At 62.9% G+C, this 14,698-nt stretch carries 11 protein-coding genes; 7 read left to right on the top strand and 4 right to left on the bottom strand.

The window, feature by feature from the left end:
• Nucleotides 1-5 precede the first annotated feature (5 nt).
• Nucleotides 6-1,082, bottom strand: a complete 1,077-nt coding sequence (locus tag AC2YJX_RS00620; RefSeq protein ID WP_487254940.1) for a LacI family DNA-binding transcriptional regulator — start codon at nucleotides 1,080-1,082, stop codon at nucleotides 6-8.
• A 275-nt stretch (nucleotides 1,083-1,357) separates the two neighbouring features.
• Between AC2YJX_RS00620 and AC2YJX_RS00615 the strand changes: the two genes are divergently transcribed.
• From AC2YJX_RS00615 to AC2YJX_RS00585, 7 genes are all read left to right on the top strand, one after another.
• Nucleotides 1,358-2,041 (top strand): amino acid ABC transporter permease, encoded by a 684-nt coding sequence (locus AC2YJX_RS00615; RefSeq protein WP_487254939.1) that lies wholly within the window; start codon nucleotides 1,358-1,360, stop codon nucleotides 2,039-2,041.
• Nucleotides 2,038-2,724: an amino acid ABC transporter permease gene (locus tag AC2YJX_RS00610; RefSeq protein WP_487254938.1), complete on the top strand. Its 687-nt coding sequence runs from the start codon at nucleotides 2,038-2,040 to the stop codon at nucleotides 2,722-2,724. Before AC2YJX_RS00615 ends, AC2YJX_RS00610 begins: the two co-directional genes overlap by 4 nt.
• Nucleotides 2,725-2,738: 14 nt before the next feature.
• Nucleotides 2,739-3,521 carry an amino acid ABC transporter ATP-binding protein gene (locus AC2YJX_RS00605; protein WP_487254937.1) on the top strand — a complete coding sequence of 261 codons (783 nt, stop codon included), beginning with the start codon at nucleotides 2,739-2,741 and terminating at the stop codon, nucleotides 3,519-3,521.
• Nucleotides 3,522-3,583: 62 nt separating this feature from the next.
• Nucleotides 3,584-4,378, top strand: a complete 795-nt coding sequence (locus tag AC2YJX_RS00600) for a transporter substrate-binding domain-containing protein (protein ID WP_487254936.1) — start codon at nucleotides 3,584-3,586, stop codon at nucleotides 4,376-4,378.
• A 96-nt stretch (nucleotides 4,379-4,474) separates the two neighbouring features.
• Nucleotides 4,475-5,017: a VOC family protein gene (locus tag AC2YJX_RS00595; protein WP_487254935.1), complete on the top strand. Its 543-nt coding sequence runs from the start codon at nucleotides 4,475-4,477 to the stop codon at nucleotides 5,015-5,017.
• An 84-nt stretch (nucleotides 5,018-5,101) separates the two neighbouring features.
• A complete protein-coding gene (locus AC2YJX_RS00590; RefSeq protein WP_487254934.1) occupies nucleotides 5,102-6,382 on the top strand; it encodes a ribulose-bisphosphate carboxylase large subunit family protein in 1,281 nt (426 codons plus the stop codon).
• A gap of 3 nt (nucleotides 6,383-6,385) precedes the next feature.
• Nucleotides 6,386-7,741 (top strand): four-carbon acid sugar kinase family protein, encoded by a 1,356-nt coding sequence (locus AC2YJX_RS00585; RefSeq protein WP_487254933.1) that lies wholly within the window; start codon nucleotides 6,386-6,388, stop codon nucleotides 7,739-7,741.
• Nucleotides 7,742-7,826: 85 nt separating this feature from the next.
• Here the strand turns inward: AC2YJX_RS00585 and AC2YJX_RS00580 are convergent, their stop codons facing one another.
• The 3 genes from AC2YJX_RS00580 to AC2YJX_RS00570 form a co-directional block, all read right to left on the bottom strand.
• Nucleotides 7,827-9,248, bottom strand: a complete 1,422-nt coding sequence (locus AC2YJX_RS00580; protein WP_487254932.1) for an aspartate kinase — start codon at nucleotides 9,246-9,248, stop codon at nucleotides 7,827-7,829.
• A 197-nt stretch (nucleotides 9,249-9,445) separates the two neighbouring features.
• On the bottom strand, nucleotides 9,446-11,524 hold the full coding sequence (locus AC2YJX_RS00575) for an NHL repeat-containing protein (protein WP_487254931.1): 2,079 nt from the start codon (nucleotides 11,522-11,524) through the stop codon (nucleotides 9,446-9,448).
• 266 nt (nucleotides 11,525-11,790) lie between these two features.
• Complete coding sequence (locus AC2YJX_RS00570; RefSeq protein WP_487254930.1) at nucleotides 11,791-14,619, bottom strand: sensor domain-containing protein; 2,829 nt, start codon at nucleotides 14,617-14,619, stop codon at nucleotides 11,791-11,793.
• Nucleotides 14,620-14,698 lie beyond the last annotated feature (79 nt).

The following is a 14,698-nucleotide window of genomic DNA, read 5'->3' as shown; positions in this document are numbered from 1 at the left end:
TACCGCTAAGGCAAATTCTCCCGAAATATCACCTGACTCCGCGTAGTCTCCACCCCGCTCGTCGGCTCCCGCCCATCCCGCAGGTTGGCAAAAATCCGCACGCAGTTCATTACCGCGCCCTGCGGGTTCTGCGTGATCACCGCATCCATCGTCCCGTCGATCAGCAGCGCCCGCGTATCCGGCGTGAGCCCATGGCCGATGAACACGATCTTGCGGTCTGCCCCGGCTTCCTTCAGCGCCCGGCCGATGCCTTCGGCCCCGCCGCCGATGTTGTAGATGCCTGCCAAGTCGTCGTGCTGCTCCAGCAGCGCGCGGGCCTGGCGGTAGTTGCGCTCGGCGTCGTCCTGGCCTTCGCGCACGCCCACCACCTGCACCAGGGGGAACTGCTCTTCAAACAGGTGCAGAAAGCCCGCCTCGCGCTCCTCATGGGCGCGGTAGCGCAGTGATCCAACAATCATTGCCACATGCGCCTTGCGGCTGTGGGCCAGCGGGCCCATGAAGCGGGCGATCAGGTAGGCGGCGGTGCGGCCTGCGGCGCGGTTGTCCAGGCCCACGTAGGCCACGCGGCGCGAGTTAGACAGGTCTGAGATCAGCGTAACGGTGGGCACGCCCTGCTCTGCCAGCTGGGCCACGGCCTCGCGCACCACGGGGTGCTCCAGCGCCATGAAGGCGATGCCGTCACACCGCTTGCCGTAGTGCAGCAGTGCTTTTGCCAGCGCATCGGGGTTGAAGCTTTCGATGTACGCCGCCTGGCAGCGCACGTTGAACGGTGCCCAGTGGTCTTGCGCGTAGCCGATCACGTCGCCCAGCATTTGCAGGAAGCGGTTGCTGCCCTCGGGGATCAGCACCATCAGGCGCAAGGGTTGCGGTTGCAGCGCTGCGTGCAGCTCGGCCTGCGGCAGGTAGCCCAGGGTGGCGGCGGCCTGCAGCACCCGCTGCGCGGTGGCGTTGCGCACGCCCGACCGCTGGTTCAGCACCCTATCGACCGTGGCGGTGGAGACGCCGGACAGCTGGGCGATGTCGGGGATGCGCGGGCTGCGGGGACTGCTGGGACTGCTAGGACTAGGCGGGTTTTGGGCCATATGAATTCAATCAAAAACCATCATTAAGTTTGCTGGTATTTGATGGATTCCGCGGATAGTATCACTGGGCGTTCGATGCTGAAAGGCATCAGAAACCATCAGTACAAACCCTAGGTTGCAACGGCCAAGACCGATTGCGCAGGAGACAAGACATGCCTGATACCCCAACTCGCGCCGCGTGCAGCGCCCCGGGCCTGCCCGTGCCCTTCGTACCCTTCGTGCCGTTCGTGACCAGGCGCCCCGCCTGCGTGCGCTGAAGCATCGCCGCCGCGCCCATGCAATACGAGTTCGACTTTGCCAGCGTGCTGGCCAACTGGCCCCAGTTTCTGGAAGGGGCCTGGATGACCATCCTGCTGTCCTTCCCGGCCACGGTGATTGGTTTTGTGGGTGGCACGCTGCTGGCCATTGGGCGGCGCGGCGACAGGCGCTGGGTGGTGAAGGCCTGCGGTGCGTATGTAGAGGTGCTGCGCAACACGCCGCTGCTGGTGCAAGTATTTTTGGTGTTCTTTGGCCTGGCCAGCCTGGGCTTCAAAGTGTCGGCGTTTGCTGCAGCGCTGCTGACGCTGGTGATCAACGTGGCGGCCTACACCTGCGAAATCATGCGGGCGGGCATGGATTCGATCCACAAGGGCCAGATCGAGGCGGCCGAGTGCCTGGGGCTGACGCGCCGGCAGGTGTATTGGCATGTGGTGCTGCGCCCGGCGATGGAGAAGGTGTACCCCGCGCTCACCAGCCAGTTTGTGCTGCTGATGCTGGCGTCGTCCATCACCTCGCAGATCTCGGTGGAAGAACTGACGGCCGTGGCGGCGCGGGTGCAGTCTGAGACCTTCCGCCCGTTTGAGGCTTACATCCTGGTGGCGGTGGCTTACCTGGCGCTGTCGCTGCTGATGCGGCTGGGGCTGTGGGTGTTCGGGCAGATCGTGTTCACGCGCCAGCGCAAATTGGGGAACGCCAAATGATTGACGGTGGACTGAACTCGTATCACCTGCAGTACCTGCTGTTTGGCGCGCTGTGGACCATTGGCCTGTCGCTGATTGCGTTTGTGGGGGGCGGCCTGGCCGGGGGCGTGATTGCGCTGTGCCGCGTCAGCCCGATCAAGGCCGTGCGCTGGGCGACGATTGCGTGGATCCAGATCATCCAGGGCACGCCGCTGCTGGTGGTGCTGTTCCTGTGCTACTTTGGCCTGAGCATTGCCGGGCTGGAGCTGCCCGCCATCGTGGCCGCCAGCATCGCGATGATTGTTTACGTCAGCGCGTATCTGGGCGAGATCTGGCGCGGGTGCATCGAGTCGGTGCCGCGCACGCAGTGGGAGGCGGCCGAATGCCTGGCCCTGTCACGCACGCAGCGCATGCGGCTGGTGGTACTGCCGCAGGCGGTGCGCATTGCCACGCCGCCCACGGTGGGCTTCATGGTGCAGATCGTCAAGAACACGTCGCTGGCGTCCATCGTGGGGTTTATCGAGCTGGTGCGTGCCGGGCAGCTCATCAACAACTCGATCTTTCAGCCCTTCACCGTGTACCTGCTGATCGCCATCGTCTACTTTGCGATGTGCTACCCGCTGTCCGTCTGGAGCCGCAAGCTGGAGCAGCGCCAGCAGTTTGGAAACCGTGGCACAGCCATCCCTTCTGTGACCACCGCATGAAACGAGAAGACACCATGAACCTCGCCCGAGACGCTGCCACGCAACCCTCCCAGCCAGCGGCCTCGCCTGCGCAGCCCGTCGTTGAACTAAAAGACGTGCACAAAAGCTTTGGCAGCAACCAGGTGCTCAAGGGCGTGTCGTTTGCCATTCCCCGGGGCCAGGTGGTGGCCATCATCGGCAAGAGCGGCTCGGGCAAGAGCACGGCGCTGCGCTGCATCGACCGGCTGGAGATCATCGACAGCGGCACCATCAATGTCTGCGGCCACGCTGTGCACGACCCGGCCATCGACCTGCGCCAGCTGCGCCAGGACGTGGGCATCGTGTTCCAGAGCTACAACCTGTTTCCGCACCTGACGGTGGAGCAGAACATCACCCTGGCCCCCAAGGCCGTGAAGAACCTGCCCACGGCCAAGGCGCGCGAGATTGCCGCCCGCACGCTGCAGCAGGTGGGCCTGGCGGACAAGGCGCAGGCCTACCCCGAGCAGCTCTCGGGCGGGCAGCAGCAGCGCGTGGCCATTGCCCGGTCGCTGGCGATGGAGCCGCAGGTGATGCTGTTTGACGAGGTGACTTCTGCCCTCGACCCGCAGCTCACCGGCGAGGTGCTGCGTGTGATCGAAGCCCTGGCCCAGGGCGGCATGACCATGGTTCTGGTCACCCACGAGATGGAGTTTGCCGCCCGTGTGGCCGACACCATCATCTACATGCACGAAGGCAAGGTCTGGGAGACGGGCCCGGGCGACATGCTCAAACACCCGCAGACCGCCGAGCTGCGCGACTTTCTTTCTCACGGGCTTTGAGTTTCAGCTTCAGCCCTGCCCCTTTCGATTCCGTATCCAAAAACCACCAGGAGACAACCACCATGACCGTATCCCTCTTCTTCCGCCGCACCTTGCTGGCTGTGGGCGCCGCCGCCCTGTGCATGCCCGCCATGGCCGAGCTGGCCGACATCAAGTCTGCCGGCAAGCTGCGCGTGGGCATCGACTTTGGCGCGCCGTTCTACGGCTATGTGGACGACAAGATGAAGCCCGTGGGCTCGGACGTGGAGGCGGCCGAGCTGCTGGCCAAGGACCTGGGTCTGACGCTGGAGATCGTGAACACCACCAACTCCGCACGCATCCCCAACCTGCTGTCCAACAAGGTGGACCTGATCATCTCGTCGCTGTCGATCACGCCCGAGCGCCAGAAGGCGGTGGACTTCTCCATCCCCTACGGCGCCATCCAGGCGGCAGTGGGCGCGCCCAAGAGCTTGAAGCTGACCAGCATCGAAGACCTGGCGGGCAAAACCGTGGCCGTGACGCGCGGTGGCCCGCAGGACAAGATCGTGACCGAGCGCGCACCGCAGGCCAAGGTGGTGCGGTTTGACGATGAATCCGCGTCCATCACCGCCGCCGCCACCGGCCAGGCCGACATCGTGGCCATCACGCCGCCGATCATCGCGGCCATCGCCAAGAAGAACCCGGCGCGCGATTTCGAGACCAAGTTCATCCTGCAGTCGTACCAGCTGGGCGTGGCCATGCGCAAAGGCCAGCCCGAGCTGATGGCCGCCGTCAATGGCTGGATCAAGACCAACCTGGCCAACGGCAAGTTGAACGACATCCATGTGAAGTACGCGGGCGTGCCGATCCCCAAAGAAATCATCGACGGCGCGAAGTAAGCCAACTAGCAAGCCAAGCCTGCAACCTGGGCGGCGCCTGACGGGCCCCGCCCGGCTGCGCCCTGCCCTGACGCATCACCACTAAAGGAAATTTTTATGAGCCGTCATTTCGGCGCCATCCGCCAACTTGGCTACGTGGTCCACGACATCGAAGCCGCCATGGACTACTGGAGCAAGACCCTGGGCGTAGGCCCCTGGTTTTACAACCCCAAGGTTCCGATCAAGAACTACGTTTACAAGGGCGAGCGATACGAGCCGCACAACTCGGTGGCGCTGGCCAACTCGGGCTATGTGCAGGTCGAGCTGATCCAGACGCGCAACGATGTGCCGTCGATGTACCGCGACTTTCTGCAGGCCGGGCGCACCGGGCTGCAGCACGTGGCGTACTGGACAAGCGACTACGACGCCGACATGGCGCGTTTGACGGCACAGGGCTTCAAGACGGTGATGAGCGGCGAGGTGGGCGAAAAGGGCCGGTTTGTGTACTTCGACACCGAGTACCACCCCGGCACCGTGATCGAGCTGTCGGAAGTGGCGGGCCCCAAGGGCCGCATGTTCGACCTGATCCGTTCGGAGTCGGAGACCTGGGACGGTACGACCGACCCGGTGCGGCCGTTTCCGGATCTGTCCAAGATCTGAAGACGCCCAGAATTTCAAGCCAAATTGGCCTCTAGCGCTTATTCCATAAGCGCTAGCAGCTATCAAAACAGTAGTTCACCCACCATGTCCCCAGACCGCTTTGAAGCCACCTACCTGATCGAGACCCCGTTGGACCCGGCCCACGTGGCCGAAGTGCTGGCGGGCGAACAATCGTGTGGCACCTTCACCCGGGTGGAGGGCGAGACCGACGCGCTGCGCGAACGCGCCCGCGCCACGGTCGAATCGGTTGAGCTGCTGGACGTGGCGCCCGCCCCTTCGCTGCCCAACGGCTGGATGCAGCGGCGCGGCATGTTCGACACGCCGCAGACCTGGCAACGCGCCCGGCTGCGCGTGAGCTTTCCGTGCGACAACATCGGCCCCAACCTGCCGACGCTGGCCGCCACGGTGTCGGGCAATCTGTACGACCTGGGCGAGGTCACCGGCCTGCGCCTGGAGTCGATGAAACTGCCCAGCGCCTACCGCGCGCAGTTCGACATGCCCCGCCACGGCATCAGCGGCACCCGCGCGCTGACGGGTGTGCAGGGGCGCCCGCTGATCGGCACCATCATCAAACCCAACGTGGGTTTGTCGGCCGAAGAAACCGGCGACCTGGCCGGCCGCCTGTGTGCCGCGGAGGTGGACTTCATCAAGGACGACGAGGTCTGCGCCAACCCGGTTCGCGCGCCGCTGGCCGACCGCGTCAAGGCCGTGATGCGCCGCGTGCGCGCCCACCAGGACAAAACCGGCAAGCTGGTCATGGTGGCCTTCAACATCACCGACGAAACCGACGCCATGCGCCGCCACGCCGACCTGATCGCCGCAGAAGGCGGAAGCTGTGTGATGGTGAGCCTGAACTGGTGCGGCTACTCCGCCGTGCAAACCCTGCGGCGCCACACCCCGCTGGCGCTACACGGCCACCGCAACGGCTACGGCGCCCTGTCGCGCCACCCGCTGCTGGGCTTTTCGTTCAACGCCTGGCAGACGCTGTGGCGCCTTGCGGGTGTGGACCACATGCACGTGCATGGCCTGCAAGGCAAGTTCTCGCAGACCGATGAAGAAGTGATCGAGTCAGCGCGCGACACCCTGGCCCCGCTGTGCGAAGGCCTGGACGACCGCGTGTTGCCCGCCTTCTCCAACGGCCAGTGGGCTGGCACCGTGCCTGCCACGTGGGACAACATCCAGTCCAACGACCTGCTGTTCATGTCCGGCGGCGGCATCCTGGCCCACCCCGATGGCCCCGCTTCGGGCGTGGCCAGCCTGCAGCAGGCGTGGAATGCGGTGCAGAAGGGCGAAACCCTGGCCGAGCGCGCGGCACGCGCCCCCGAGCTGCGCCGCGCCATCGAATTCTTCGGCAAGAAGCCCTGAACCATGACCACCACAGCCCCCCGGTTTGGCTTGTACGGCGACGACTTCACCGGCGCCACCGACACCCTCGCCGTGCTGGCCCAGGCGGGCCTGCGGTCCATGCTGTTCATGGGCGTGCCCAGCGCGCAAGCGTTGGTGGCCGCCGGGCCGCTGGATGCCATCGGCATTGCCGGCGCCGCGCGTGCCATGGCGCCCGACGCCATGCGCGTCGAGCTGACCGGTGTGGGCCAATTTTTCAGGCAGATTGCGCCCACCGTGCTGCACTACAAGGTGTGTTCCACCTTCGACAGCGCACCCCATGTCGGCAACATTGCCTGCGCCATCCAGACCCTGCATCCCAGCGTGGACAACCGCTGGGTGCCCATCCTCGGAGGCCAGCCCAGCCTGGGCCGATACTGCGCGTTCAGCAATCTGTTTGCCGCTGCCGGGACGGGTGGAGCCGTCTACCGCATTGACCGGCACCCGACGATGCACCGGCACCCAGTGACCCCCATGGCCGAGGCAGACTTGCGGGTGCATCTGGCGCAACAAGGATTGCAGGGCATCACGGCGTTGCATTACCCGTTGTATGAAGCGGATACAGGGCAAAACGCGGCAACCTTGCGCACCGCACTGGGCACGCTTCTGGACAACGGCCCGGCCGATCTGCCCGATTTGCCGTTCGTGCCCACGCTGCTGGACCTGACCAGTGCAGACCAGCTGGCCAGCGTGGGGCGCCTGCTCTGGCAACAGGCACAACGCGCGCGTCTGCTCGCCGTGGGGCCCAGCTCCGTGGCGCAAGCGCTGATCGCTCACTGGGGAGCCCACGCAAGCCACCCCACCCCCGCCTTGGCGCCATCGACTGGCCCTGTGTTCGCCTGGGCGGGCAGCCTGTCACCCATCACTGCGGCCCAGGTCCAGGCCGCAGCGTCTTACCAACACATCCCTGTGGACGCGCAGCGCCTGGGCACCGACGCAGCGTACGCCCAGGCCACCCAGCGCACGATATGTGCCGGGCTGCAGCAAGGCCATCATGTATTGGCCTACACCGGGCCTGCGGACGGCGCCCATGCCCCCGCCGGTGGCGCATTGGCAGCCGTCGCCCCCGCCAGCGCGGCCCTGGTAGCCCGCGTCGTGCAGGCGCAGGCCGACAACGGCACGCCCCTGGGGCGCATTGGCATTGCGGGGGGCGACACCTCCAGCCACGCCGTGCAGGCGCTTCAGCTGTGGGGGCTGTCGTACAAAACCACGGTATGTCCCGGGGTCACGCTGAGCAGCGCACACAGCTCAGATCCGTCGCGCCACGGGCTGGAGTTGATGCTCAAGGGTGGGCAGATGGGTGGAACGGACCTTTTCGAAAGGCTGCTCGGCGCCGGCTGACGGAGACATCCAGGCGATAAAAAGCCCGCACAGGGCGGGCTCGTTATGGAACGGCATAGCGGAAGGCAAGCCTGCCGCTATTCCTTCAAACACGTGGAACGGGAGTTCCTGAGTTCACGCAGAGTGCCAGGTTCAGCGCCTTGATCGCGGTCTTGTAATCCTCGCGCTCGATCACGAACTGCATGTTCACCTGGCGCAGGGTTTGCGACACGCAGTTCACGTTGACCTGCGCATCAGCCAGCGCCTGCGCCGCCTTGGCCAGCACGCCCGGGATACTAATGTTGGAGCCGATGGTGCACACGATCGCGCTGGGCTTGATCGTCACGACCTGGTAGCCCTCCTGCAGCTCGGCCACCAGCTCGGGCGTGACCTGGTTGTCCCACACCAGATGGGCGATGGAGTTGGCGTTGGTTGCCTTCAGGATGTAGCTCACATCATGCTTGCAGAACACGTTCATCAGGCCCGCATCAAAGCCCACCGTGCCCACCATGCTGGGGTCGTGGATCTCGATCAGCGTGACCTTGTCGGTGCCCGTGACGATCTCCACACGCGCGCGCTCGCCCACGAAGTCCTTGGTGATGAGCGTGCCAGGGTGGTCGGGCTCAAACGTGTTCTTCAGGCGGATGGGAATGCCCGCCAATTCCATCGGCTTGGCAGCCTTGGGGTGGATGGCTTCCATGCCCACGTCAGCCAGCTGGTCAGCCACGTCGTAGTTGGTGGCGCCCACAACGATGGCGTTTTCCAGGCCCACAAGGTTGGGGTCGGCGGACGAGAGGTGGAATTCCTTGTGGATCACGGCCTCGGCTGGGCGCACTTCCACGGCGATCTTGCTGAAGGTGACCTCGGAATAACCGCGGTCAAACTCGCGCATGATGCCTTCGGTGCCCTTGGTATAGCCAGTGGCCACCACCACCTTGTCGCTCAGGTCCAGGCCCTTGAAGCTTTGCGCAATGCGCTCATCAATGGTCCAGGCTTCGTTGTCGTCAAAACCGGCCAGGTCCATCAGGATGGCGTTGACGCCATTGACCTTGAGGATCTCGACCGAGTTGAACGCGCTGTGCGACTCGCCAATGGAGGCCAGCACTTCGCGAGCGGCCAGCAGCACATCCTTGCGGCTCAGATAGCCACTAGCGAGCACGTGCTGCATGGCGTTCAGGTATTCACGTGCCTGGCCAATGCGCTGGTCGACAAAGGCATCGGCCACATCCAGCGGCAGGCCCAGGTCGGCGTAGCCCGCGTTCAGCTTTTTGAGGCTGGCGGCAAGTTGGGTCAAGGCGTCCTGGTAGCCCTTGCCCTCTGCAAACAGGGCATAGATGCCGCGCTCGCCCGTCTTCTTGTGCTCCAGCAACTGGTTCGTCACGCCAGAGTAGGCAGACACCACATAGATCCGGCCATAAATGCGCTTGGGATCGTGCAGCATGATGTGGCGCAGCACATCGCCAAAGGCGGTCATGGAGGTGCCGCCGATTTTCTCGACAGAGATCTTGGAGGAGTTGACGTCTGACATGGACAAGCTCAGAGGAGCAAAAGTGATTGGGAGGCCGGGCGGATGTTCTGCCCCAGAGGTAGCGGCAGAAAACCATCTATTTTCCACGACTTTTGTCCGGGCACTTTGACGCAGCCCCCAAGGAGGCGACTTGAATTCGCTACAGCGGGCTGCCAGCAGCCATCCCGCAAGCAGAATGAGCGCCAGCCTCTTCTGTGTTACAGATCAGCCCTCAACACCCCATTGCGCGTCGTAATAAAGAGCGCGGAGTCTTTCAGCGCAATGCCTTCTGGGGGAGGAATCACACTCGGCAAGGCGCCAGGTACAAAACCGTACTTTCCAACCGTGCCAACCACGGTGCTCACCACACCACTAGTAGTGATCTTGCGCACCAAAGCATTGTTGCGATCAGCCACATACAAGTTGTCCTGACCATCGATCTTGACATCCACGGGGAACCAGAATTTAGCCTGCGCCGCCGCCCCATCGCTGTAGCCAAGAACGCCGGGTTGACCGGCGATGGTGCTGACCAAACCCGCTGGAGTAACTTTGCGGACCACATGATTGGCGGGATCCGCCACATACAGATTACCTGCAGAGTCCAGCGCGCCACCGCCAATGGAAGAAAACCGAGCGGAATCCCCCATGCCATCCACCAGGCCTTGAACGCCCGCCCTGCCAGCCAGCAGACTCACGGTCTTGTCCGAATTGATCTTGTAAATTGCTCCATACGGCCTTGTCGGCACAAAAATAGGCAGGCCTGCGGCCGGTACTGTTGAGCCTGCGGCTACATACACCGCCCCGGAGCTATCTACCGCCAACACCTTCAATCCATCGGGAAGACTCTCGCTGCCTTCAAAGAATGATTGGACTGTGCCGTCGGGAGCAATCACTCGAATGCGCTTCCCACCGCCGACATATGTATTGCCTCGTCGATCTACGGCCGCTCCGCTCATCGCATTTTGATATTCCATGCGAACGATACTCGTTGTGCCGCCTTCAGGGCTTATGCGGCGCAGAGAGTAGGAGTCGTCAATGTGGCCCGACAAGTGGCTGTTGGGATTAACGAACCGGTCGAGTACGACCAGATTGCCATTCCCATCGATGGATGGGCTGCGCGGATCAGAGAACTGTGCAGCGCTGCCAATTCCGTCCCCCTCACCCTCCAGTCCCTTGTGGCCCGCATAAACACTTTCAACACCTTGAGCATCAATTTTCAGGATGGCAGTATTCCCAAAAACAGGTGCATTTCCGCCAGCTCCGAGCGCAGACAGGTAGAAGTTTCCAGCTGCATCCCGTGCAAACCCGGTAAAGCTGTACGACCAGCCTGAACTCCATGTCTGTGTTGGCTGCCGAACAGTGGAGACCAAACCAGCAGGCGTAACTTTACGGATAGCACCGTTGCCTTCCAACACGTACAAGTTGCCCACGGCATCCATCGTGATGGCTTGAAGTTCCACAAAACGCGCAGCGCTACCCTGCCCGTCCACAGCCTGGCTTGACTCTTCCGAGCCGGCCAGTATCGTCATCTCGCCCGCAGGCGAGACTTTGCGAATCACAGGCTGGTTACGGTCAGCGATATAGATCGTCCCCTGTGCATCCACCACCAAGCCAGAGGCCAGGTAGACAAACGAAAACGCCGGAGTGGGTAGCCCCCGCGAACTGATGGCATTGACCAAAGTCTCCATTTGGCCGTTTGCCCCCAGCTTGCGCAGCTGGTTATTGGCGGTGAAATACACCGTACCCGCAACGTCCACCGCCAAAGGTTTGCCAACATGGCAGAAAACCATCGATGAACTCTGGCAGTTCCAATTGGTCGAGACGTTTGCCAGCGTGGTAACCGCGCCTTGAGGCGTCACCTTGCGTATGTATTCTCCGTTGTCAGAAACGTACCAGTTGCCCTTGGTGTCCGCCGCAATAAATTGCGGATTCAGAAACTTGGCGGCTACCCCTTGCCCGTCAGCGAATGCCGCGACCATATCGCCACCGGCAGCGGTACTCACGGTGCCGTCAGAAGAAATTTTGCGCACCGCGTGGTTGCCAACCTCGGCCACCATGAGATTGCCCGCAGGGTCCACCGTCAGACTTTGGATGCCATAGAAGGTTGCGTTGCCGCGAGCTCCATCCAGGTTTCCAACGCCCCCCACGTCACCCGCAAACAGGGCGATTTTTCCAGCCACTGCCGGTGGTGGGCTGACGTTGTCTCCTCCGCCGGAACCGCCACAGGCCTGCAAAGCTACGAGACTCGCAAACGTTACCGCGTGCCCGGTAAAGCGGGCCAAGTTCATCCATTTCAAAGTCGACTCCCTGGTTTGTGGGCGCCAAGCCAAAATTGGCTTGCGCCTTCTTCACTGTATTCACGGCAACTGGGCGTGGGAGCCCAGTCCGGAGCAAGTGTGTTGTCGAGAATACTGGATTGAATCGCCCGACCCCATGTCAGTTTCCACCTGTAACAATGAGCCTAATGCGCCTTTGATCATCTTCCAGGCAAAAAAAGCCCCTGCAGCAGCCCATGCAGAACTGCGCGGTGCGGGCGGATCGTGGCCAGCCCAGCGAGCTCCTGTCAGGCGCCAAACATGCCCAGCAATTGCTCTCGTGGCACCGCTTTGCTGAACAGAAAGCCCTGAGCCAACTGGCATCCTTCCGCCGCCAGGAAGTCTGCCTGCTCGGGCGTTTCCACGCCTTCCGCCACCACCTCCTGGTTCAAGCAGCGCGCGATCGACAAGATGGCCTTGATGAGCTCGGCCCTGAAATGGTCAGTGGTCGCGGAGTGGATGAACGATTTGTCGATTTTGAGCGTATCGATGGGGAAGCGGGCCAGATAGGACAGCGCCGAATACCCGGTGCCGAAGTCATCGATCGCGATGGTGGCCCCCATGTCGCGCAGGGCCCGCAGAGCCTTGACTGCAACACCGTCCTCGTCAAGGAGTAGGCTCTCGGTAATCTCAAACTCCAGCCACTGGGGCTTGCAACGCGTTTGGGACACGATTTCCTTCACCTGCGCCACCAGGCCGGAGGCCTGGATCTGGCGGGCCGACAGATTGACCGCCACCTTGCGTGGCTGTGTGGCCCCGGCATTCCAGGCGACGGCGGTCGAGCAGGATTCGCGCAACACCCAGGCGCCCAGCTGGTTGATCAAGCCAGCGTCTTCTGCCACCGGGATGAACAACTCCGGAGACACCTGGCCCAGGCGAGGATGCGTCCAGCGCAAAAGCGCCTCACAGCCGACCGTTGCGCCGGACGCCAGCAGCACCTTGGGCTGGTAGTGCAGCGCCAGTTCACCGCGCTGGAGCGCTCGGCGCAGGTCGAACTCCAGGGTCAGCCGCTGCTGGGCATGCTCGGTCATATCCCTGGAGTAAAACCGGAAGCTGTTTCGCCCGGAGCGTTTGGCGGAGTACATCGCCGAATCTGCGTACTTGAGCAGCTCTTCTGCCGCCTCACTGTCCGTCGGGTACACCGCAATACCGACACTGCAGGAGACGAAAATTTCCTGCCCCTCCAGCCAAAAGCTCTGGTTGAAGGCGGTCTTCACCTTCCCCGCCACACGCGCCAGATGGCTGCCGGTATGGATCTTTGGCAACAGCATGCCGAACTCGTCCCCTCCCAGCCTGGCTACGGTGTCATAAGTGCGCACACTGGCGCGCAGGCGCAGGGAGACCTCCTTGAGCAACGCGTCTCCCGCCGCATGACCCATGGTGTCGTTGATCTGCTTGAAGCGGTCCAGGTCCACCACCATCACACCCGCCTGAGCGCGGTGGTAGGCCGCATCCTTCAGCATTTGCGCCAGGCGGTCATGGAACAGCACGCGGTTGGGCATCCCCGTCAGCGCGTCGTAGAAAGCCATCTGGTGGACCTTGTCCTGGTAGGCCTTCAGTTCACCGATATCCCGCCCCACCAGCAACACGCTCGAGACGCTGGCGTCGTCGTCCAACTCGGGGGTCAAACTCACCAAACTGCAGATGCGGCGCCCCAGCGCATCGGACCATTGCAGCTCCAACTCGACGGGCGCCTTGCTGTCCACCACCTGTACCAGATGTTGCGTCAACTTTGCCCCAACCTCTTGCCCCCAGAGCGCATGGGGTAAGCATCCCAGCGCGCCGGTGTCAAGCCGCCCCACCGCCTTCAGCAACACCGGGTTGGCATACCGGCAGCCGAACTGAAGATCAAAACGGGCAATCACATCGGGAGAGTTTTCGACCAGGGTACGGTACTCACGCTCCCGCAAGGTCAGCTCATCCTGCAGTTCCAGCCGTTGCGTTACATCGCGGGAGACCGTAATGAAATGCGGGCGCGCATCCACGCTGGTGCGCATTTGCGATACCGACAGTTCAAACCAGCGCGGGCCCAGAGAGGTCGCAACCGATATGACATGGCCCAACGACACGCCTTTGTGCTCTGCCTCCGCGAACGCCATCTCGGCAATCGCCACACTTTCAGGAGGCAGCACCTCCTGCAGCGTCCGCCCCAGCAAAGCCTCCCGGCTGGCCGCCAATAACTCGGGGTTGCGCGTCCAGATATTCAGGTAACGGCCTTCCCGGTCGGTTTCGAACAACAAGTCCGGAAAGGCATCAATCACCCCCTGGGCAAAGGCCAGCGCTTTCTGAAGTTCACTCTCGGTGTGCTTGCGGTCCGTGATATCTCTGGAATATCCCACCGTGCCCACCACCTTGCCATGCTGGTGCAGCGGAGACTTCCACACCTCCATCCAGCGCCGCTGCCCGTGCTCATCGACGTACAGCTCTTCCACATAGTGGGCCACGCCCGCCGCCATGACAGCCTTGTCGTCGGCCACATACGTTTCCGCCAAATCCTTGGGGAAGAAATCGAATTCAGTCCGGCCCTCCAGTTCCGCCGTGGAGGCCACCCGCGCCACTCTGGCGTACGCGATATTGGCTGCCAGCAAACGGCTGTGCTCGTCCTTGAGCCAGACAAAAAATGGGAACTCGTCCAGCAGGGTGCGCCAATACTGCTGGCGCTGCTGAAGGGCCTCCTGCATTCGTTGGGCTTCCGACATGTCGCGAACGATGGAGACGGCAAACAAGCGCCCCTCCCGCCGCAGCGTCACACCGTGCACCTGCACGGCAATCTGTTTGCCGCTCTGGGTCTTGTGCACCGTGTCGATGACAAAAGCCTGGCCCTCCGGGCTTTGCAGTATTTCCTGGCACCGCTCCCTGGAAATGTTCGGATCGATGTCCGGCGGCCCCATCGTCAGCAGCGCCTCGCGGCTGTATTCCAGGGCGCGGGTGGCGGCATCGTTCACATAGACGAAGCGGCCCTCTTCGCCCAGTATGAGTACGGCATCCTGATACAGGTCCAGCCCCTTACCCAGCAGCACCCAGGCAAGGTTCGGGTCATCGTCAGGCTGAGCGGCGATGGTTGGCGTTACGGGCATCCTGCTTCCAGATCAACAATCTGCTGGTGGTCGTCGTACGCCCGCCTGGGAGACCGGCGATCGCTTCAGTCAATACCAA

The organism is Acidovorax sp. SRI_002 (genome assembly GCF_057586455.1).
The sequence above is the reverse complement of the archived record's forward strand: the minus strand, read 5'-3'. Positions and strand labels throughout refer to the sequence as shown.